At 45.6% G+C, this 20,940-nt stretch carries 21 protein-coding genes; 15 read left to right on the forward strand and 6 right to left on the reverse strand.

Features of this window, described 5'->3' with window-relative positions; all coding sequences use genetic code 11:
- From WA407_RS11535 to WA407_RS11545, 3 genes are all read right to left on the reverse strand, one after another.
- Positions 1–975, reverse strand: coding sequence for a type I phosphomannose isomerase catalytic subunit (locus WA407_RS11535; RefSeq protein WP_254351390.1), 975 nt, complete (start codon positions 973–975; stop codon positions 1–3).
- Positions 976–1,144: 169 nt separating this feature from the next.
- The gene (locus WA407_RS11540; protein ID WP_250267863.1) at positions 1,145–1,726 is read right to left on the reverse strand and encodes a class I SAM-dependent methyltransferase; all 582 of its coding nucleotides are present in this window, start codon (positions 1,724–1,726) and stop codon (positions 1,145–1,147) included.
- Entirely contained in the window at positions 1,727–2,680 is a 954-nt protein-coding gene (locus tag WA407_RS11545) for a TIGR01212 family radical SAM protein (RefSeq protein ID WP_250267864.1), read from the reverse strand.
- Positions 2,681–2,986: 306 nt separating this feature from the next.
- Between WA407_RS11545 and WA407_RS11550 the strand changes: the two genes are divergently transcribed.
- On the forward strand, positions 2,987–3,184 hold the full coding sequence (locus tag WA407_RS11550) for a hypothetical protein (protein WP_013309373.1): 198 nt from the start codon (positions 2,987–2,989) through the stop codon (positions 3,182–3,184).
- Between the two features lie 104 nt (positions 3,185–3,288).
- Complete coding sequence (trmB, locus tag WA407_RS11555; protein WP_250267865.1) at positions 3,289–4,002, forward strand: tRNA (guanosine(46)-N7)-methyltransferase TrmB; 714 nt, start codon at positions 3,289–3,291, stop codon at positions 4,000–4,002.
- A 41-nt stretch (positions 4,003–4,043) separates the two neighbouring features.
- Here the strand turns inward: trmB and WA407_RS11560 are convergent, their stop codons facing one another.
- Complete coding sequence (locus tag WA407_RS11560; RefSeq protein ID WP_414126425.1) at positions 4,044–5,177, reverse strand: MGDG synthase family glycosyltransferase; 1,134 nt, start codon at positions 5,175–5,177, stop codon at positions 4,044–4,046.
- Between the two features lie 51 nt (positions 5,178–5,228).
- The gene (locus tag WA407_RS11565; protein WP_061829122.1) at positions 5,229–5,756 is read right to left on the reverse strand and encodes a phosphatase PAP2 family protein; all 528 of its coding nucleotides are present in this window, start codon (positions 5,754–5,756) and stop codon (positions 5,229–5,231) included.
- 609 nt (positions 5,757–6,365) lie between these two features.
- On the opposite strand from WA407_RS11565, the gene WA407_RS11570 reads away from it, so the two are divergent.
- From WA407_RS11570 to WA407_RS11610, 9 genes are all read left to right on the forward strand, one after another.
- Entirely contained in the window at positions 6,366–7,604 is a 1,239-nt protein-coding gene (locus tag WA407_RS11570; RefSeq protein WP_069291469.1) for a glycosyltransferase family 2 protein, read from the forward strand.
- Between the two features lie 311 nt (positions 7,605–7,915).
- Positions 7,916–8,413: a translation initiation factor IF-3 gene (gene infC, locus WA407_RS11575; protein WP_013309378.1), complete on the forward strand. Its 498-nt coding sequence runs from the start codon at positions 7,916–7,918 to the stop codon at positions 8,411–8,413.
- Between the two features lie 20 nt (positions 8,414–8,433).
- Positions 8,434–8,634, forward strand: coding sequence for a 50S ribosomal protein L35 (gene rpmI / locus WA407_RS11580; protein ID WP_013309379.1), 201 nt, complete (start codon positions 8,434–8,436; stop codon positions 8,632–8,634).
- A gap of 52 nt (positions 8,635–8,686) precedes the next feature.
- On the forward strand, positions 8,687–9,046 hold the full coding sequence (rplT, locus tag WA407_RS11585; protein WP_007429517.1) for a 50S ribosomal protein L20: 360 nt from the start codon (positions 8,687–8,689) through the stop codon (positions 9,044–9,046).
- A gap of 378 nt (positions 9,047–9,424) precedes the next feature.
- The gene (locus WA407_RS11590) at positions 9,425–10,462 is read left to right on the forward strand and encodes a BMP family lipoprotein (protein WP_061829124.1); all 1,038 of its coding nucleotides are present in this window, start codon (positions 9,425–9,427) and stop codon (positions 10,460–10,462) included.
- Positions 10,463–10,603: 141 nt separating this feature from the next.
- Entirely contained in the window at positions 10,604–12,142 is a 1,539-nt protein-coding gene (locus WA407_RS11595) for an ABC transporter ATP-binding protein (RefSeq protein ID WP_023987756.1), read from the forward strand.
- A complete protein-coding gene (locus WA407_RS11600) occupies positions 12,135–13,214 on the forward strand; it encodes an ABC transporter permease (protein WP_069291470.1) in 1,080 nt (359 codons plus the stop codon). Before WA407_RS11595 ends, WA407_RS11600 begins: the two co-directional genes overlap by 8 nt.
- 1 nt (position 13,215) lies before the next feature.
- The gene (locus WA407_RS11605) at positions 13,216–14,175 is read left to right on the forward strand and encodes an ABC transporter permease (protein WP_010349245.1); all 960 of its coding nucleotides are present in this window, start codon (positions 13,216–13,218) and stop codon (positions 14,173–14,175) included.
- A 261-nt stretch (positions 14,176–14,436) separates the two neighbouring features.
- Entirely contained in the window at positions 14,437–14,784 is a 348-nt protein-coding gene (locus tag WA407_RS11610) for a hypothetical protein (RefSeq protein WP_336077401.1), read from the forward strand.
- A 34-nt stretch (positions 14,785–14,818) separates the two neighbouring features.
- Here WA407_RS11610 and WA407_RS11615 read toward each other — a convergent pair whose 3' ends face one another.
- Positions 14,819–15,259: a GNAT family N-acetyltransferase gene (locus WA407_RS11615; protein ID WP_061829125.1), complete on the reverse strand. Its 441-nt coding sequence runs from the start codon at positions 15,257–15,259 to the stop codon at positions 14,819–14,821.
- Between the two features lie 613 nt (positions 15,260–15,872).
- On the opposite strand from WA407_RS11615, the gene ilvB reads away from it, so the two are divergent.
- From ilvB to WA407_RS11635, 4 genes are all read left to right on the forward strand, one after another.
- Positions 15,873–17,618: a biosynthetic-type acetolactate synthase large subunit gene (gene ilvB / locus WA407_RS11620; protein ID WP_061829126.1), complete on the forward strand. Its 1,746-nt coding sequence runs from the start codon at positions 15,873–15,875 to the stop codon at positions 17,616–17,618.
- A gap of 1 nt (position 17,619) precedes the next feature.
- A complete protein-coding gene (gene ilvN, locus WA407_RS11625; protein WP_023987760.1) occupies positions 17,620–18,105 on the forward strand; it encodes an acetolactate synthase small subunit in 486 nt (161 codons plus the stop codon).
- 170 nt (positions 18,106–18,275) lie between these two features.
- Positions 18,276–19,268 carry a ketol-acid reductoisomerase gene (gene ilvC, locus WA407_RS11630; protein ID WP_013309387.1) on the forward strand — a complete coding sequence of 331 codons (993 nt, stop codon included), beginning with the start codon at positions 18,276–18,278 and terminating at the stop codon, positions 19,266–19,268.
- Between the two features lie 124 nt (positions 19,269–19,392).
- Positions 19,393–20,934, forward strand: a complete 1,542-nt coding sequence (locus WA407_RS11635) for a 2-isopropylmalate synthase (protein ID WP_025724101.1) — start codon at positions 19,393–19,395, stop codon at positions 20,932–20,934.
- Positions 20,935–20,940 lie beyond the last annotated feature (6 nt).

Raw genomic sequence — 20,940 nt, forward strand, 5'->3', positions numbered from 1 at the left:
TTAAGGAAGATAAGATCTAAGTACGGTCATTCCGTCATTCAGCGTGTAACCACTCAGGTTAGCGGGCAACAGGAAGCAATCTCCAGCTTTACAGGAAAGAGACTCGGTATTATTGTTCCATGTTATGGTCCCACTGCCTTCACAAATCACGAGAATGGTGAAGCTGTCTTCCGTTGTAGAAAGTGCCCAACTTCCATCTACGATACCCTTTTCCACAACAAAATACTCACAGGCTGCCAACTGGAGCCATTTACCAGGCTGTAAGCCGTCCGTTTTCATCGTTGTTGCGCCTGCACCTTCGTAGGAGGTTACATTGAGGGAATCCTCGATATGCAACTCACGAGGCTTGCCGTCCAGTCCGGGGCGATTGTAGTCATATAAGCGATAGGTAGTATCCGAATTTTGCTGGATTTCAGCAACGACAACGCCTGCACACAGTGCATGTACGGTTCCGGCGGGGATGAAGAACGTATCGCCTGCTTCGACTGGAACCTGGCGCAAACTGCCAAGGATATCCCCACTTTCAAGAGCTGAGCGCAGACTCTCGCGGGTTACACCTTCGGTCAGACCATAAATAATCTTGGCATCTGGCTTGGCATCAAGCACGTACCACATTTCAGTTTTTCCTAATTCTCCGGCTGGAAGTCCTGCGTAATCATCTGTCGGATGCACCTGAACGGATAAGTCATCATTACAATCCAGTAGTTTGATCAAAAGTGGGAATCGTCCGCCTTTTTCCGATACACCCTTGGCCCCGAGCCAATCCTGCCCGTAGGTCTCGCGGATTTCATCCAGTCCTTTGCCTGCCAGCTCACCATTGATAACCGTTGTTGTTCCGTTTGGATGATCGGCAATCATCCATCCTTCCCCGATATGTCCTTCTGGTGGGGTTAGACCAAATTGCTCTAAGGCCCGTCCTCCCCAAACTCTCTCTTTGAACTCAGGTTGAAATTGCAGCGGGTATGGCTTTAGCATAATTTCTCTCCTCCATATTGAGTAATGAGTGCGACTTAACAGAATAGGGAAATCAATAACGTGCCGCTGTGGCAATAAACTGGGATGAATAGTGCCCAAACGAGCTTGAAAAATAATATATGTAAGGCGGCTTAAAAAGCCGCTCATAACCTGAGTTTAAAATCCGACATTATTTCTTCTCAACCGCCACTACGAAAGGCGAAGCGGCTCGTTGTAATTGTCGATAAATAATGCTTTGACCACTGGAGACCGGGAGAGCAGAAGCCCATTGAAGAACGGCATCTGCTTCTTCACTGCCTCCGGCGTGTCCTGGATATAACACGGCAGTCAGAATGCCGCGTGGTCGCAGCAATTGTAAGGCAGCATCAAGTGCGACGAGCGTGCTGTCTGTATGGGTGATGACCGTAGGATCGGCGCCTTCGGAAGGCAAGTAGCCGAGGTTAAACATGACCGCAGCGACTTTGCCATGCAGCATGTCCGGAACGGCCTCCCGCATTTGCTCATGACCTTGTAGCAGTAGCGATACTTCTGCTAATGAAGGAGAAGCGTTTTCTTCCAGTCGACGACGGGCGCAATGCAGTGCTTCTTGTTGGATGTCGAAGCCATAGACACGGCCCCGTTTACCAGCAGCTTTTGCCAGAAACAACGTATCTGCTCCTGTGCCGACGGTGGCGTCTATAGCAGTATCGCCTGGCTGCACCCGCGCAGCCACCAATTGATGAGCGTAGCCCAGGACGGATAGGAAGCCCATTTAAGGTTGCCTCCAGTATTTTCCCTGCCACGTTTCACGTGACTTCAGTTCATGATCAATGGCATTAAGCACTTCCCATTTTTTAAGCGACCAAATGGGTCCCATTAGCAAATCGCGTGGGGCATCTCCGGTTAACCGATGAACGATCATTTCGGGAGGTAAAAACTCCAGCGTATCAACTATCAGCTTAACGTATTCGTCCTTTTCCAGAAAGCGTAGCAATCCCGCTTCATACTGCTTGACCATGGGCGTTTTGCGCATGAGATGCAGCAGGTGGATTTTGATGCCCTGCACATCCATAGCGGCTACCGCCCGTCCCGTATCGAGCATCATTTCATGCGTCTCTTGGGGCAGACCATAAATAATGTGGGCGCACACGCGGATATTCCGCTTGCGCAGCTTTTCCACCGCATCCAGATAGCATTGAGTATCATGAGCGCGGTTAATCAGCTCTGAGGTCGATTCATGGACAGTTTGCAGACCCATTTCGACCCATAGGTACGTGCGTTCGTTTAGCTCGGCAAGGTAATCCACTACATCGTCAGGCAGGCAATCAGGACGTGTAGCGATGGACAGACCGACAACACCGGGCTGCTCCAGAATAACCTCGAAGTATTCTCGCAGTTCCTCAACCGGGGCATACGTATTAGTATAGGCTTGAAAATAGCCAATATATTTGGCGTTTGGCCATTTTAGATGCTGCCGATCCCGAATCGTATTGAACTGGGTGACCAGATCATCACGACGACGCCCGGCAAAATCACCCGATCCGCGTGCGCTACAAAAGGTGCAACCCCCTTTAGCGATGGAGCCATCGCGATTCGGACAGGTAAAACCGGCATCCAGCATGACTTTGAACACTTTATTTTGAAATTGCTCACGCATTTCGTAATTCCAAGTATGGAACCGTTTATCTCCCCACAGGAGAGGAGCAGGCAATAAATCTGTTTTCATGGGTGTACTCCTTTTTTTACGATCACCCTATTGTAACAAAAATCAGTCTTCATTGGGAATCATTTGACCGAACTAGTCAATAAAATGTGCGTATTTTATGGCGTTGCGGATTGAAAAAGGTTACACAATGTGTTATATTGTAAGCGGTACCAGACATACAATAAAAGGACTGTTTTCGATCCTGAAGATAAAAGTTATCCGTTGCTAATGATTATTCTTCAGGGAGGCAGCTATGCTGTTTCTATCGCCTGTTTTAGGGTAAGTGCACGTCGGTTCCATCACAAATAACCCGTGAGGTGATCTTTTATGAATGCGCAGGATAAGACGCGTATGGATAAAGTTACTGTTGAGTTAACCTTTGATGAGGCGTTGGCATTGACTGGTGTCCGTTTTGGGCAGGATCGTCAGATTGGAACGACCGCACGTCAAAAAATCAGAGCGGCTTGCCAAAAGACAATTGATTTTTCACCTGCTGATGGGGTAGACTATGAACAATTAAATTAGTTGGACCCCAATCCAAATATATTGAAAAAGGAATTTCATTTCCGTATCTTCAAGCGGGGGTGAAATTCCTTTTTCCTTGATAACAGAGTATATGGAGGAGTAACATGCGTTTACGCGGAAGAAAAGGAATTCGGGAAAGTCTGGAAGAACAGCAGGACCTAGTCATCTTGGAGCCAGCACAGTATAAGGGGAAATGGCAGCAGCTTTTTGGTAATGATCGTCCCATTCATGTAGAGTTCGGTATGGGTAAAGGGCAATTTATAAGCCAAATGAGCTTCCGGAATCCGGAGGTTAACTATATTGGCTTTGATATGTATGATGAGCTGGTTCGCCGTGCAACAGAAAAGTCTCGTCTGGCCTGGAGTAATTCAGAGGTTGATACGCCGCCTAATATCAAATTGGCACTGGCAAACATCGAACAGATCGAAAATGTTTTTGAACCAGGAGAGATTGAACGCATTTATCTGAATTTTAGTGATCCCTGGCCTAAAGCCAAACATGCACGTCGTCGTTTGACGCATCCGCGTTTTTTGGACAAGTACCGTCAGCTTTTGAACAGCAAAGGACAAATTCATTTTAAGACCGATTCGGAGACACTGTTTGAGTTTTCTCTGAATTCGTTTGCCGATAGCGGTTTGCAGATGACGAATATTTCGTTAAACCTTCATCGTGAGGGGATTAACGAGGAGCATGTCATGACGGAATATGAACAAAAGTTTATGGGCAAAGGTATGAATATTCATCGAGTCGAGGTGCTGATCGGCAAAGATGCTTTGAAAGAGTACGAAAAAACACGCCTTGAAAAGTACGGGAAATAAAAACAGATCAAATGGATAAAATAAGACAGGGTGCTTCCTTATTAGGAAAGCACCCTGTTCGGTTCCAGTATATCCAAAATACTCTGTGCGCTCTGAAGAGGATAATATCGCGCTACATTATGGACGTGCTCCTGCCGCTTACGGACGATTTCTGGAAAATCGTGTAGCAGTCGGTTCATCCATTTAACGACAACATCCAGCGAAGTAATCGGTTCTCCGAAGCCTTGAGCCGTAAAGTATTGACAATTTTCCTCCTCCTGTCCAGGGAGAGGTTTGTGAAACAGCATCGGAATCCCTTTGGCCAATCCCTCGGTGCATGTCATTCCGCCGGGTTTGGTGATGAGCAGATTCGATACCTCCATTAATTTGTCGATTTCCCGTGTAAATCCGAAGATATGAATATTTGGATGATTAAACCTGGGATCCAACTGCATTTTACGACGAATTTTATCATTATGCCCCAAACAAAAAATAAATTGAATGTTATCTCTCCACTGAGTAAGCGAACGATGTATGACTTCGTCATTCATAAGGCCCCAGCCGCCACCCATAACGAGTACGGTCGGGATGGGTTTAAGTCCAAATTGTTCTCTAATTTCATCGTGCCCAGGATGTTCCCAAAAATTTGGATGAACTGGAATACCGGTCACCTGGATTTTCGAGACGGATACTCCGCGTGCGCGCAGCTTACGCATGACTTCAGGCGTAGATACAAAGTACCGGTCAACCTCGGGACTAATCCATGTTCCATGTGCATCGTAGTCTGTAATGACAGTACAAAGCGGAACATGTAAGCCTAAGCGCTTCAAACGTGAAATTACCGCGCTTGGGATGGGATGAGTACATACCACCAAATCGGGACGAAGCTGCCGGAGAATGTTTCGGGTCTGCGTGTAGAACAGACGGTGCAAAGCGAGCGTTGTAAGACGGTTTAATGATTTTTTGTACTGATGACGGTAAACCAATCCGACTAGACGAGGCTGCGATACAACAGTCTTCTTGTATGCTGTAATAATAAGCGGGGCCATTCTTGGATTCAAAAAACTCCCCAGCTCCAGCACTCTGGTCTGCACATTCGGAGAAAGCTTCCGCAAACTGCTTGAGAGCGCGTAGGCAGCTTGAGTATGTCCGGCACCGAAACCTTCCGATAATAATAACACTCGTTTTTTAGCCACTCTCATTTCACCTGTTCCTGCTGGGATGTTCTCAATCATACCATATCGGCTTTAAGGCCAGAATGCAACCGTTCCTATTGCTGCAGACGTTCCGATGACCGCTCCTGCGAGTACATCCGTTGGGTAGTGAAGACCCAGATAAATTCGAGAAAAACCAACAATTGTCGCTACAGGCAACAGCAGCAATGTTAGCATCGGTGACTGTAGCATGAAAGGCACGGTAGCTGAAAAAATAGCGGTCGTGTGCCCTGAGGGAAAAGAATGGTCCGACAAGGGGTTGCGGAATGTATTTGTACCTGGTAGCGCCAAATACGGGCGAATCCGCGGGTACAGCTTTTTAACGATAGCTACGGGGATGTGACTGACCCCGAGAGCGATGGCTCCCTTCATACCGGTATCTTTCCACGGATTCGGAGCGAGCCACCAAATAAGGAGTGTGGAGGCTATAGTAAAGGTAGCCCCGCCTAAATGTGTGAGATAATAAAGCCAGAAGTTCAAAAAACGGTTGTGTAAGCGTCCGTTGATCCATTTGAACAACTGCTGCTCCAGATTTACAAGTTTTACGACTAGACGTTGCATTTGGTTTCCTCCGGTTGCCGGTTCAGGTCAGTCGGCAAATATTTTGAGTCATTTTGACATAATCAGACCATAAGTAATTATTCTCTTGCTCTCATCATATTTTTAAACGCTGTTCATTTCAAGAATCACTAAAGATTCAAACTTACTTGGTTCAATTCTACACAAAAATGTTAATGGAATATAAGCCAAATTGTATAACTTTCTTTGCGTTCATCCGTCTAATAAGATAGAGTGTTTAGAAGTGGTTGCTAATTGGCCCACAAAAAGGAGGGACCAAAGAAATAAAAAGTTAGCAAATGGATGAAAATAAGACCTAAGCGTCATCAATGAGAAGACCAGCGCCGCATTCCCGGTTCAAACGGGAGTTTGTTGTGTTTTTTTGCTGCTGAGACCGGTTTAAGGGCTTTGACAAAAGATTGAAAACCAACGAAAATCGTAATGGCATTCCTGTGTCAGCCAAAAGGGGGCTGCGCACAGCCAATGAAGAAAGCAAGGGTCGGGTCAAAAACTACAGAAAAGGCGCGCAAAGCGCCGCAACTTGCGCTACACAGATAGAAAACAAACAAACGCAAGATTTTAAGGGGTATAAAAAGGGGGTAACAAGAGATCATGTTAGACGCTATTTTTGTGACGCTCCAGGTCATACTGGCGGTGATCGCAGTCTATCAGTTTGCATTCTCCTTGTTCGGATTGGTTCGCAAGAAAAGAAAAGAGCACGCGGCTCCAGAAAAATCATTTGCCATTTTAGTCGCTGCCCACAATGAAGAACAGGTTGTCGGAGCATTGATGGAAAATTTGAAGCAACTTGATTATCCGAAGGAACTTTACGATGTGTTCGTAATCTGTGATAACTGCACAGATAAGACTGCGGATATTGTTCGCGCTCACGGCATGAATGCTTGTGAACGTACGAATCCAAATCTGCGTGGTAAAGGCTACGCTATTGAGTGGATGCTCAAGGAATTATGGGCTATGCCGCGCCAATATGATGCCATTGTCATGTTTGATGCTGACAATTTGGCGCATACCAATTTCTTGAGTGAAATGAACAATGATCTGTGCACAGGTGCCCGTGTTATTCAGGGGTACATTGATACTAAGAATCCTGAGGATTCTTGGATTACAGCGGCATACGGGGTATCTTATTGGTACATCAACCGTTTGTGGCAGCTGTCACGTCACAATCTGAACATGGCTAATTTCCTCGGTGGTACAGGCATGTGCTTTGAAACAAATCTGCTTAAGGAAATGGGCTGGGGTGCAACAAGTCTCGTAGAGGATTTGGAATTCACCATGCGCTGCACACAACGCAACGTATATCCAAGATTTAATTACGATGCCAAGGTATATGATGAAAAGCCGTTGACATTCAAAGCTTCGTCCAGACAGCGTCTGCGCTGGATGCAAGGTCATTTCACGGTTGCTCGACGTTATTTCTTCCCGTTGCTGTGGCAAAGTATCAAGCATAGAAGCCTGATTAAATTCGATATGGCTCTTTATGGTCTAAACGTGTATATCGTACTGCTCACCTTCTTGATGACAGTAGCTATGTGGATAGATATAGCGTTATTTGGTGGACCTAATATCGAAAATATTTATGTACAATTCCCGGCTTGGACTGGTGTTATAGCTGTGGGTCTGAATATTACTACCTTTGTGATCGCGATGATTTTGGAAAAGGTCACGTTCAAAAAAGTATATCTGTACCTGCTGCTATTCCCGGTATATCTGGTCTCGTGGTATCCGATTACGTTCTATGCGTTCTTCACACAGAACAACAAGCAATGGAGCCATACCCAGCATACGCGTGTCGTTCGCCTGGAAGAGGTTCAGAGCAAACAAGGTTAATTGGACGGTGAAATAGGACTGAAGATCGGTGTCATTCATTTTTTCATTAAAGTGTTGACACCTCGATTGCACCGTGATAAGATATTCGAGTATGTTAATTGAAAAGTATGGATTAACAAGTAGAAGGTCCGACTTCTCACCTGCCCGGTATTGCCGGCTGGTCATGATCCAATGATTTGTGAATTGAACTTTCATGATGAATTGAGTATCAGACAGGGATGTCGGCTGTATAGTCGTCATCCCTTTTTTGTGCTTAAACACAATACAACAATAACAGGTTCTGGAGGTGGAGGGTTATTAGTAAGGAACATATGATCAATGATGAGATTCGGGTGAGAGAAGTACGTCTAGTTGGTGCGAATGGGGAACAAATCGGGATTACACCGACGCGTGAAGCTTTGCAAATGGCGATTGACGCAAACTTGGATCTCGTAAACGTGGCGCCTCAAGCGAAGCCGCCCGTGTGTCGGATTATGGATTACGGTAAATTCCGCTATGAGCAACAGAAGAAAGAAAAGGAAGCCCGTAAAAACCAGAAGATCGTTGACATCAAAGAGGTATGGTTCCGTTCCAACATCGAGGAACATGACTACCAAACCAAGTTTCGCAATGTGGTAAAGTTCCTGAATGAAGGGGACAAGGTGAAATGCTCCGTTCGTTTCCGCGGTCGTGAAATTACCCATGCTAATGTGGGTCAAAAAATTCTCGAACGTGTGAAATTGGAAGTTGCTGATCTTTGTACCGTGGAGCGCCAACCCAAGCTCGAAGGACGCAGCATGATTATGATATTGGCTCCAAAGAGTCAATGACAAATTAAGGAGGAAGTTCAATGCCTAAAATGAAAACACATAGCAGCCTTAAAGGCCGCTTCAAAATTACCGGTACTGGTAAAGTAATGCGTTACAAAGCTTACAAAAACCATTTGCTTTCCCACAAATCCAAACGTGCAAAACGCGTTCTGGGTACTAACCCTGAGATGGCACCTGGGGACGTTAAGCGTCTGAAACAAGGTCTTGCTAACCTGAAATAGCACTAGCACTGCAATGAATGAAGCATAAACATTATTTGGGAGGTCTATTGATATGGCAAGAGTAAAGGGCGGATTCGTCGTTCGTCGTCGTCATAAAAAAGTATTGAAGCTTGCTAAAGGTTATTTTGGTTCCAAACACCGCATTTTTAAAACAGCTAACGAGCAGGTAATGAAATCGCTTGTTTACGCATACCGTGACCGTCGTCAGACGAAACGTAACTTCCGCAGACTGTGGATCGTGCGTATCAACGCAGCAGCTCGTTTGAACGGTTTGTCTTACAGCAAATTGATGCACGGCCTGAAATTGGCTGGTGTGGACATTAACCGCAAAATCTTGGCTGATCTTGCAGTCAATGATATTAATGCATTCAACTCTTTGGCAACTGTTGCTAAAGGCAAAATCAACGCTTAATTATTAATAATGAAGGCGTGGAAACCGCGAAAGCGGTAAAAAGGTATCCCAAGCAGTACGCTGTGTAGGGATGCCTTTTTTTGTACATACTCAATGTTACGGAAAAGACTTCGTTTTCTCCAAAATACGAATAAATATGACGTGAGATGGAAGAATGTATGTTTTTTTTAACTTTGTAGCGCTTACATTGATGAGATTTCAAAAAAAATTGACCCAAGGTTATTAATTGTCTAGATTTTAGCCGATCATAATTGTATAATCTCTAAAGTAAGTCTTCTGTACGATCTGTCTCGTCAGTAAATGACATGCATGAGCATGTACATGTTCAAAGAAAAGAGACAGTCCAGGGATCTAACACTAAGGGGGAACAGTATCAGCATGAAGAAAATGTTCAGTATGTCTTTGGTTATGCTGCTGGCGATCTCGGTCATTCTCGCAGGCTGCGGTAACAAAAATCAAGGTGCGTCCAACGCAAATGGTGGAGACACAGGTGGTTCTGCCAAAACATCGAATGTCCAAATCGGCATGGTTACAGATGTGGGTGGAGTAAACGACAAATCGTTTAACCAATCTGCTTGGGAGGCACTACAAGCCACTGAGAAAGAATCGGGCGTTAAAGTTAAATACCTGCAAAGTAAATCCGATCAAGATTATATTCCTAACCTGAACCAATTTGTTAAGGGTGATTTTAACCTGACTTGGGGAATCGGTTTTAATCTGGCGAATGCGATTGGACAAGTAGCGAAAGACAACCCAAGCAAGAATTTGGCGATCATTGACAGTGTCGTGGATGCGCCTAACGTAAAATCGGTTGTTTTTGCTGAAAATGAAGGTTCCTTCTTGGTGGGGGTTGTAGCTGGTAAGCTTACCAAAACAAACAAAATTGGTTTTGTGGGTGGACAAGACAGCCCATTGATCAAACGTTTTGAAAAAGGATTCGAAGCAGGAATTAAAGCTGTAAATCCAAATGCAAAATTGGAAGTTAACTACACAGGTGCATTTGATAAGCCGGACCTGGGTAAAGCAGCAGCTGCGACGATCTATAACAGCGGTGCGGATATTATTTTCCATGCAGCTGGCGGATCTGGTACAGGTGTATTTAATGAAGCACTCGCACGTAAGCAACAAGGCCAGCAAGTATGGGTTATTGGCGTAGATAAAGACCAATCACTTGAGTTTGGTGACGACGTAACATTGACTTCGATGGTAAAACGTGTAGATGAAGCTGTAAAACGCGTATCTAAAGAAGTAATTGATGGTAAATTTAAGGGCGGTGTCGAGACACTGGCTCTGAAGGATAATGGTATTGGTTTGGCAGACACATCAACGAAAAACGTACCTAAAGACGTGCTTGATCTTGTAGAACAATACAAGCAAAAAATTATTAAGGGCGAAATTACAGTTCCTTCGAAATAAGTTTTGGCTTGAAGAACATAGAAGTAGCGACAAGGCTGGTTCATAAGACTAGCCTTGTTCTTACGTCTGGAGTTATATGGATTATAACGGGCAAAATCAGCTCATTGGAGCACATACTATAAAGTGTATAAGGGTGATCTCATGGATGCAGCGACCCCCGTCGTTGAGTTAAAGCAAATTACAAAACGATTCCCCGGCATCGTTGCCAACGACTCCATCAGCATCAAGCTGCATAAGGGAGAAATTCATGCCCTTTTGGGTGAGAATGGCGCGGGTAAATCTACGCTTATGAATATTCTTTTCGGACTGTATCAGCCGGATGAAGGGACAATTGAAATCGGAGGTAAACCCGTACAGATTGATAGTCCAAATAAGGCGATTGATCTGGGAATTGGCATGGTGCATCAGCATTTTAAACTCGTACAGCCGTTTACCGTTACCGAAAATATTGTCCTGGGCTCGGAGCCACGTAAAGGTCTGAAAATCAATTATAAAAAGGCTGCCGCAGAAGTACAGCGGTTGTCTGAGCAGTACGGTCTTCAGGTAAATCCGAATGCCAAAATTGAGGATATATCTGTTGGTATGCAGCAACGTGTAGAAATTATCAAAACGCTCTATCGCGGTGCAGATATTCTGATTTTCGATGAGCCTACAGCTGTACTGACACCGCAGGAGATCACTGAGTTGCTGGATATTATGAAGCGCTTGGTCGCTGAAGGCAAATCAATTATTCTTATTACTCATAAACTTAAAGAAATCATGCAAATTGCAGATACCGTTACGATCATTCGCCGAGGTCAGGTTATTGATACGGTCAAGACGTCTGAAACAACACCAAATGAGCTGGCTGAGAAAATGGTGGGCCGTCGCGTGTCCTTTAAAGTGGACAAGCAGCTTGCGCAACCAGGACAAACAGTACTGGAAATGAACAATGTAATTTCTAAAAACAAGGATGGCATTAATGTTCTAAATGAGTTGAACCTGCAGGTCAAGGCGGGCGAGATTTTGGGGATTGCCGGAGTAGATGGAAATGGACAGAGTGAGCTGATTGAAGCTTTGACAGGCTTACGCAAGGTGGATGGCGGAAGCATTCGTTTGCTCGGACAAGAGGTGGCCAATCAGCCACCGCGCAAAATTTCAGAGGCAGGCGTTTCCCATATACCAGAAGACCGTCATAAGCATGGGCTGGTGCTCGATTTTTCTATGAGTGAAAATATGGTACTGGAGACGTATTACCAGGCGCCTTACAGTAAAAATGGCTTCTTGAACAAAGATGCTATAGAGAAACAGGCCAAAAGTCTTATCGAAAAGTTTGATGTAAGAACACCGGATATTCACACGAAGGCAAGAGCATTATCTGGTGGGAACCAGCAGAAGGCTATCATTGCGCGTGAAATTGATAAAAATCCAGACCTTCTCATTGCAGCACAGCCTACACGCGGTCTGGATGTCGGAGCTATTGAATTTGTCCAGAAACAACTGATTGCCCAGCGGGACCAAGGTAAAGCTGTGTTGCTCATATCTTTTGAACTGGATGAGATTATGAATGTATCCGACCGAATTGCTGTCATCTATGAGGGCAAGATTGTCGGGGAAGTGCTGCCAGAAGAAACGAATGACCAGGAACTGGGACTGATGATGGCAGGAAGTGCAGTGAAGAAAGGAGTAGAGAATGGCTAATCTATTGAAAATATTCACAAAAGACTCCTTTGTACTGGCGCTGGTCTCTATTATTTTGGGTCTCCTTCTGGGTGCTATTGTGATGCTGATTGGCGGGTATGACCCTATTGTGGCCTATTCTGCTTTGTTTAGCCGTGTTTACGGAGATTCTTATAACTTTGGAGAGGCTATCCGTGAGATGACTCCGCTGGTTTTAACGGGGTTGGCATTTGCTTTTGCGGCCCGCGCCGGATTGTTTAATATTGGCGGCGAAGGTCAGTTTCTGGTAGGTATGACAGCTGCTTCGATTGTGGGCATTAAACTCCATGGGTTGCCAGCTATCATTCATGCACCGTTGGCTGTGATTGCAGGTGCAGTTTTCGGAGGTCTGTGGGCTGCGATTGCTGGCTATTTGAAGGCCAAACGAGGCGTGAATGAAGTTATTACATGTATTATGATGAACTGGATCGGTCTGTATTTGGCTAATTTGGTGATCAATCAGTTCGCACTTATGGAAGGTGAAAATCGTTCTGTGGATATTCAGCCTTCTGCTTCAATTTCCATCGAATGGCTGTCCCAGATGATGGGGAATGCTCGGGTACATTGGGGTACAGTTATTGCAGTGCTGGCGGCAGTCTTTTTCTACATTTTCATGTGGAAAACAAAGCAAGGTTATGAGCTTCGGGCTGTCGGATTTAATCAGGATGCATCCCGCTATGCAGGTATGAATGTAAATCGTAATATCATAAAAGCGATGTTTATTAGTGGAGTTTTTGCCGGATTGGCAGGCGCCTTTGAAGTACTAGGAGTATTCCATTATCAATCTGTCATGGCAGGATCACCGGGAACCGGCTTTGACGGTATCGCTGTAGCTCTGATTGGGATGAATAACCCATTCGGTGTGCTGCTCGGTTCTGTTTTGTTCGGAACGCTTACGTATGGTTCTGCGGGGATGAGCTTTAGCGCAGATGTACCGCCCGAAATTATCCGGGTTGTCATTGGCTCGATTATTTTCTTCATTGCGGCCCAAGGTATTGTACGTTGGGTTGTGAAGCCGCTCTACTCCAAGCGGAAGAAAGAGAAGGTGTTGTAAAATGAGTTGGTTAACACTTGGTGAATTAATCCATACAACGCTCGTTTTTGCGACGGCGATTATTTTTGCGTCTCTCGGCGGAGTTTTTTCAGAAAAATCCGGTGTAACGAACCTCGGGTTGGAAGGACTTATGGTATTTGGAGCGTTTGCAGCGGGTGTTGGCGGATTTTATGCCGAGCAAGCTGGACTAGGAGGCACCTCTGCGGCTTGGGTAGGTGTGCTGTCAGCTGCGGTGTTCGGTATTCTGGTTTCGCTAATTCATGCTGTAGCCTCTATTACGTTTAAAGCTGATCAGGTAATAAGTGGTATAGTTATCAACTTTTTGGCAGCAGGTAGTACACTGTACATGGTCAAGCTTTTATTTGAGGGTGATGGTGACACGGGTCGGATTCAGGGTTTCAACGAAATATCCATCCCTTACCTTGTGGATATCCCGATTGCAGGAAAAGCCTTTTTCCAAGCCTATCCAACGACATACTTAGCCATTCTATTAGTTATTATTGGCTATTTTACTTTGTATAAAACACCGTTTGGCTTGCGTTTGCGTTCCGTTGGGGAGCATCCAGGAGCGGCCGATACAGTGGGTATTAAAGTAAATCGTCTTCGGTATATTGGTGTTATGATCAGTGGGGCGTTGGCTGGGATTGGTGGAGCTACCATCACCCTGACTACAACCAACATGTTCTCGCACAATACAGTTTCGGGGCAGGGATATATAGCTATTGCCGCTATGATTTTCGGTAAATGGAATCCGCTCGGCGCTTTTGGCGCAGCAGTGTTTTTTGGTTTTTCACAAGCCATTCGCAACTATGTGCAGCTGTTCGCATGGTCCCAAAGTATTCCCCAGGAAATTATTTTTATGTTGCCATATCTCCTGACGATTATTGTACTGGTAGCGGCTGTCGGACGTTCGCGTGCTCCGGCCGCTTTGGGTCAACTTTATGATCCAAGCAAGCGTTAAAACTTATAAATAGCTGATGTGTATGTTTTGAAAATGTACATTGGTGTATAAAAAATCTGGTATCTGCATGTGCAGGTACCAGATTTTTTTATATTGTGCAGGCATTTAAACATACGCCACTGGCATGAATGGAATAGACTGTGCTATGCAGATTGGACGGGACGCTCGGCCCCTGTCAGCTCCGGTCTATTTTGTGGTGGTGATGAGCTATCAAGGAGCCGTTCAATCTGTCCATCCGTTGAGAAAGAAGGAGGAAATACGATGAAACAGGCAGTAACCAGAAAGCAGGTGGAGAAGCTTGTTGGCAAAGTCATCTTTGCTACTCGCAAGGATGGTTCCCAGGTCAGCGGCAAGCTGATTCGCATTTCGGGTAACCGACTGGTTCTTCAACCAAACCGCAAGAAAAAAGTAAACACGAAGGCGATTATTCCTCTGGTGCTGTTTGACTTGCTTGCCATCGGCACAGCTCCATACATTGGTGCCTATGGTGGGGGATATGGTGGCTACGGTTCAGGTTATGGAGGACCAGGATATGGTCCGCAGCCAGGCCCGTATACAGACGGGGGGTACCCCGGAGTAGGATATCCGTATTACCCTAATTTATTTTAGTCATACAAAATCTTGAGCTCGAAAAAGAAACTTTTTACAGTGACTTTTCGAGTTCGTGGCATCGGCTCAGAGCTACGTAGCGCAGCATTTGATATTGATGACGCAGATAAAAATGGATCCCCCTGATATTGTCTTCGTCCACCATAACTTTAGCCCGCTTGCAGCGACGCAGTCGTCCGTAGTGTTCGGCATGCTCCAGCAGTTTTTTTCCGTATCGCATACCTTGATGAGCCGAAGAGATTGCGATCAAATCAATGTATAATAGTTCGCCATGCAGCATAACATGAATGAAGCCAACAACCTGTGCATTATCCGGTCTGCAAGCTACAAAAGTGATGCCCCGGTTTAAGCGCCGGGGTAATTCTTTGCGTATTTGTTCCATTTCTTGGGCACTTAAATGCGATAGGGGGACAAGCTCTTGCTCGATGAGACGAAAGATAATGCTGTCATCTTGATAGCTGCGTTTTCGAATCATAAACGGGCCTCCTTTTCTACCCTTTTAACAAGATAAGACGTGGCTTTGGAGGAGTGCACTGTCTCACCGTGTGGTCTTTTTTATAATATGCGGGTACCTCTTACAAGCGTGCGACTCTGAGGTGCTTCAGAAAAGAAACATAAATTTTTATGAAATATGGGTATTGACTATCCCAGATGAGAGACATATAATGTGTCTAAACATTTGAAAGAATGACATGAACTCAACGGCAATGAAGAGGACGAAGTGATTAGGGCTCTTTTGTTCAGAGAGTGAGGCATTAGCTGCAAGCTTCACCAAAATCCCTTTTTAACGAGCTCACCTTGGAGCTGTTTTCCTGAAAAGTATTTGGGCCCGATGATATTAACGGTGCGCTGAATCACCTATTAGGGAAAATCGTACGGTCTACGTTACAGACGCCAGATATGGAGATCCTTTGTGATTTCTGTACCTGCCAAGGTTCGATATTGCGAAATATCGGGCAAACACGGGTGGTACCACGGAAGCTACAGCCTTTCGTCCCTCAGTAACAGCAAGTCTGTTCTAGGGATGAAAGGTTTTTTTGTTTTTACAAATGTCAGATGTATGTAAATTTTGTAAAGGAGGATGACCCATGAGTGCACAAATTCCTGAAGTTAGGTCAACCAATGAATTACGTGAAAAGTGGATGAAGCCTGAAGTGATTACAGGTTCGGAAATTTTACTCCGTAGCCTGTTGCTGGAGGGAGTAGATTGTGTCTTCGGATATCCTGGTGGTGCAGTGCTTTATATCTATGATGCCATGTATGGCTTTAAGGATTTCAAGCATGTCCTCACTCGTCACGAGCAAGGAGCTATTCATGCGGCAGATGGTTATGCACGGGCGAGCGGTAAAGTGGGTGTCTGTATCGCCACTTCCGGACCTGGAGCGACAAACCTGGTAACTGGTATTGCGACGGCTTTTATGGATTCGGTGCCGTTAGTGGTCATCACGGGTAACGTTATATCTTCCCTGATCGGTACGGATGCTTTCCAGGAAGCCGATATCACGGGAATTACAATGCCGATTACGAAGCACAGCTATCTGGTAAGAGATGTGGAGGATCTGCCGCGAATCATCCATGAGGCATTTCATATTGCCAACACAGGGCGCAAGGGACCGGTGCTGATTGATATTCCGAAGGATATTTCTGCAGCCCAGACGTTGTTTGTTCCACAAACGGAACCTGTGACCATGCGGGGTTATAACCCGAAAGTGATACCCAACAAAATTCAACTAGACAAGCTAACTCAAGCTATTTCCGAAGCAGAACGTCCATTCATTCTGGCTGGTGGAGGAGTTGTATACTCCGGTGGACATGAAGCACTTTACGAGTTTGTTCGTAAAACGGAAATTCCTATTACGACAACGTTGCTCGGATTGGGTGGTTTCCCAAGTGGACATGAACTGTGGACGGGGATGCCGGGGATGCATGGAACATACACCTCCAATCAAGCGATTCAACAGTCAGATCTGTTGATCTGTATCGGAGCCCGCTTCGATGATCGGGTAACAGGCAAGTTGGATGGGTTTGCTCCTCAAGCTAAAATCGTCCACATTGATATCGACCCTGCTGAAATTGGAAAAAATGTTGCAGCAGATATTCCTATCGTGGGTGACGTGAAGGCAGTGCTGGAATTGCTGAATCAGGATGTGAAACGTGCGGATCGAGCTGATGCATGGAGAGCGCAAATTCAGCATTGGAAGAAAGAGAAACCTTATTCATATAAGGATTCTGAAACGGTGCTTAAACCACAATGGGTTGTTGAGTTGTTGGATGAAACGACCAAGGGCGGCGCAATCGTAACGACGGACGTGGGACAGCATCAAATGTGGGCAGCACAGTATTACAAATTCAATCAGCCACGTTCATGGGTCACCTCTGGTGGACTCGGTACGATGGGATTTGGTTTCCCTTCTGCAATCGGTGCTCAGATGGCAAATCCCGACAGATTGGTAATATCGATTAACGGGGACGGCGGTATGCAGATGTGTTCGCAGGAATTAGCCATCTGTGCAATCAATAACATTCCGGTTAAAATCGTAATTATCAACAACCAGGTTCTTGGAATGGTTCGCCAATGGCAGGAATTGATCTATAACAATCGGTATAGTCACATTGACCTGGCTGGAAGTCCGGATTTTGTGAAACTTGCCGAAGCATACGGAGTCAAAGGACTGCGTGCTACGAATAAGGAAGAGGCACGTCGGGCTTGGCAGGAGGCGCTTGATACACCCGGACCGGTCGTTGTCGAGTTTGTAGTCAGCAAGGAAGAGAATGTATATCCGATGGTGACGCAAGGTTCGACAATTGATCAAATGCTGATGGGGGACGAGTAAAATGACAACAAAAAATACCATTGCTGTACTGGTAAATGATCAACCCGGCGTTTTGCAACGTGTGTCCGGCCTGTTCGGTCGCCGAGGCTTTAACATTGAGAGCATAACTGTGGGACAATCGGAAGAAGTTGGATTATCCCGTATGGTCATTGTGACTGTAGGGGATGAAAACAACTTGGAGCAGATTGAAAAGCAGCTTTACAAGCTGGTTGATGTGATCAAGGTCATCGATCTCAGTTCCAAGCCGATGGTAGCTCGGGAATTGGCGATGATAAAGGTAAAGGCAGAACCGCCTCAGCGACCAGAGATCATGGGTGTGGTAGAAACATTCAGAGCAGCTGTAATTGATGTTGGAACGACGAGCTTGATCGTACAGGTCATTGGCGATACAGAAAAAATTGATGCCATGATCGAGTTGTTGAAGCCTTACGGTATTCGGGAGTTGACTCGAACCGGGGTTACAGCTATGATACGTGGCAATGCTTAATATGGAACTTTAACGAATTACCGCTTATAGCTTATAGCGCATTAAATTAATAAAGAACCGCCCGCATAAGAGCGGGGGCTCGAAGAGATTTTTAGATACTGATCACGAGGGAAAGTCTCTTGGGGTACCCGCTCATTATGAAGGGTCCAATTAAAAGGAGGAAATTAACCATGGCAGTTACAACGTACTACGAAAAAGATGCAGAACTCAGCGTATTGAAAGGAAAGACAGTGGCCGTTATTGGTTACGGTAGCCAAGGACATGCTCAAGCACAAAACTTGCGTGACAGTGGTGTGAATGTTGTTATTGGTTTGCGTGAAGGCAAATCAGCTGATGTCGCAAGAAACGACGGTTTTGAAGTTCTGAACGTAGCTGATGCAACAAGCCGTGCAGATGTGGTTCAAATTTTGTTACCTGATGAAACTCAAGCTTCTGTGTACAAAAATGAAATTGAACCTAACCTGAAAAAAGGCGCAGCTCTTTTGTTCTCCCATGGTTTCAACGTTCATTTTGGACAAATCGTAGCTCCTAAAGATAGCGATGTATTGCTGGTTGCTCCAAAATCCCCAGGACATATGGTACGTCGTACCTATGTAGAAGGGTTTGGAGTACCGGGGTTGATCGCAATTGAGCAGGACGCAACGGGTCAAGCCAAAGAAATCGGTCTTGCATACGCAAAAGGCATTGGCTGTACACGTGCGGGCGTAATTGAAACCTCCTTCCGTGAAGAAACGGAGACGGATCTGTTCGGTGAGCAGGCGGTATTGTGTGGCGGCGTGAGCGCACTCGTAAAAGCGGGCTTTGAAACATTGACTGAAGCAGGTTATGCTCCTGAGATGGCATACTTTGAATGCTTGCATGAGCTTAAGCTGATCGTTGACTTGATGTATGAAGGTGGATTGGCAACGATGCGTGATTCCATCAGTAATACAGCGGAATATGGCGATTATGTAACTGGACCACGCGTGGTAACGGAAGATACGAAGAAAGCCATGAAGGATGTATTGACTGACATTCAACAAGGTAAATTTGCTCGTGACTTCATCCTTGAAAATCAATCTGGACGTGCATTCCTGACGGCTACTCGTCGTAATGAAGCTAACCATCCGATTGAAGTGGTGGGCGGACAATTGCGTGAAATGATGCATTGGATCAAAAAGTAATAATCTTTTGTACTATGAACTCGACAACATGAATTATTTATAAATATTAATTACAATGCGGCCCTGCTTATTGCGTGAGCCGCATTGTAATTTAAGGGTCCTAATCCTGAGGAGGTGCGTTAGGTTGCGCAAAATATATATATTTGACACAACGTTGAGAGACGGAGAACAGTCACCTGGCGTGAACTTGAATACTCGTGAGAAAGTGGAGATCGCTCATCAGTTGGAGAAGCTGGGAATCGATCGTATGGAGGCTGGGTTCCCGGCTGCTTCTCCGGGTGATCTGGCGGCTGTTAATGCAGTAGCAAAAGCTGTGAAAAATTCGACGGTTATTGGTCTTTCGCGTGCAAGGGAACAGGATATTGATGCGGTTCGCGAGGCACTCAAGGGAGCTCAGGACCCGTGTATCCATATCTTCTTGGCAACTTCTCCTATTCACCGTCAGCATAAGCTGCGGATGGAGAAGGCACAGGTCTTGGAAACTGCTCGTGCTGCCATACGCTATGGGTTGAAATATTTGCCTAAAGTGGAGTTTTCTTTGGAGGATGCAGGTCGTACAGAGCTTGATTTTGTGGTTGAAATGGTTACCATGGCTGTACAAGAAGGGGCTTCTGTCGTCAACATTCCAGATACGGTAGGTTACTTGACCCCCTACGAGTATGGAAATATATTCAAACACATTAAGGAAAATGTGGTCGATGTGGAGAAGATTCAATTGAGTGCACATTGCCACAATGACCTGGGAATGGCTACTGCTAATACACTCGCTGCCATCCTGAACGGCGCGGATCAGATCGAGGGAACCATCAACGGTATTGGTGAACGCGCTGGAAACACGGCCATTGAGGAAATCGCCATGGCACTGGAGACGAGACAAGAATTTTTTCAGGCCAAAACATCTCTGCAATTGTCTGAAATTGCGCGCACGAGCCGTTTGGTTAGCCGTTTGACGGGGATGGTAGTGCCGGGCAACAAGGCGATTGTTGGAGCCAATGCTTTTGCGCACGAATCAGGTATTCATCAAGACGGCATGCTGAAAGAGAAAACGACCTATGAAATCATGACACCAGAAAGCATCGGTCTAAAAGAAAGCAAGCTGGTACTTGGTAAGCACTCAGGTCGTCATGCTTTCCGTGAGCGTTTGATCGAGTTGGGCTACGAATTGAACGAAGAAGATCTGAATCGCGCTTTTGGGCAGTTCAAGGATCTGGCTGATAAGAAGAAGGAAGTTTCGGACGATGATATTTTGGCATTGCTGGAAGAAAAATTGGCCGATGCACCTGAAGTCTTCAAGCTGGAAACGATTTTTGTTACCTACGGGAACAAGGCTACGCCTTCCGCACAAGTACGTCTGGTTAACGATGAAGGTCAGGTTATCGAGACAGAAGCTGAAGGAAATGGTTCAGTCGATGCGATCTACAATGCGATTGACCAAGCCAGCAGCGAAAGCGTTGTACTTTCAGATTACTCCATCAAGTCAGTTACCCATGGTAAGGACGCCCTGGGTGAAGTCCATGTAGTGCTGACGCAAAACGGACTGTCTGTGCAGGGACGCGGGGTAAGTACCGATATTCTGGAAGCAAGTGCTCGGGCTTACGTAGATGCGCTAAATGGTTTGATCGACAAGCGTAAAAACTACAGTAATCGCGTAGATTATAAATCTTAATTTTAT

This window comes from Paenibacillus sp. 203 (assembly GCF_037027525.1).
Lineage (GTDB): Bacteria > Bacillota > Bacilli > Paenibacillales > Paenibacillaceae > Paenibacillus > Paenibacillus polymyxa_B.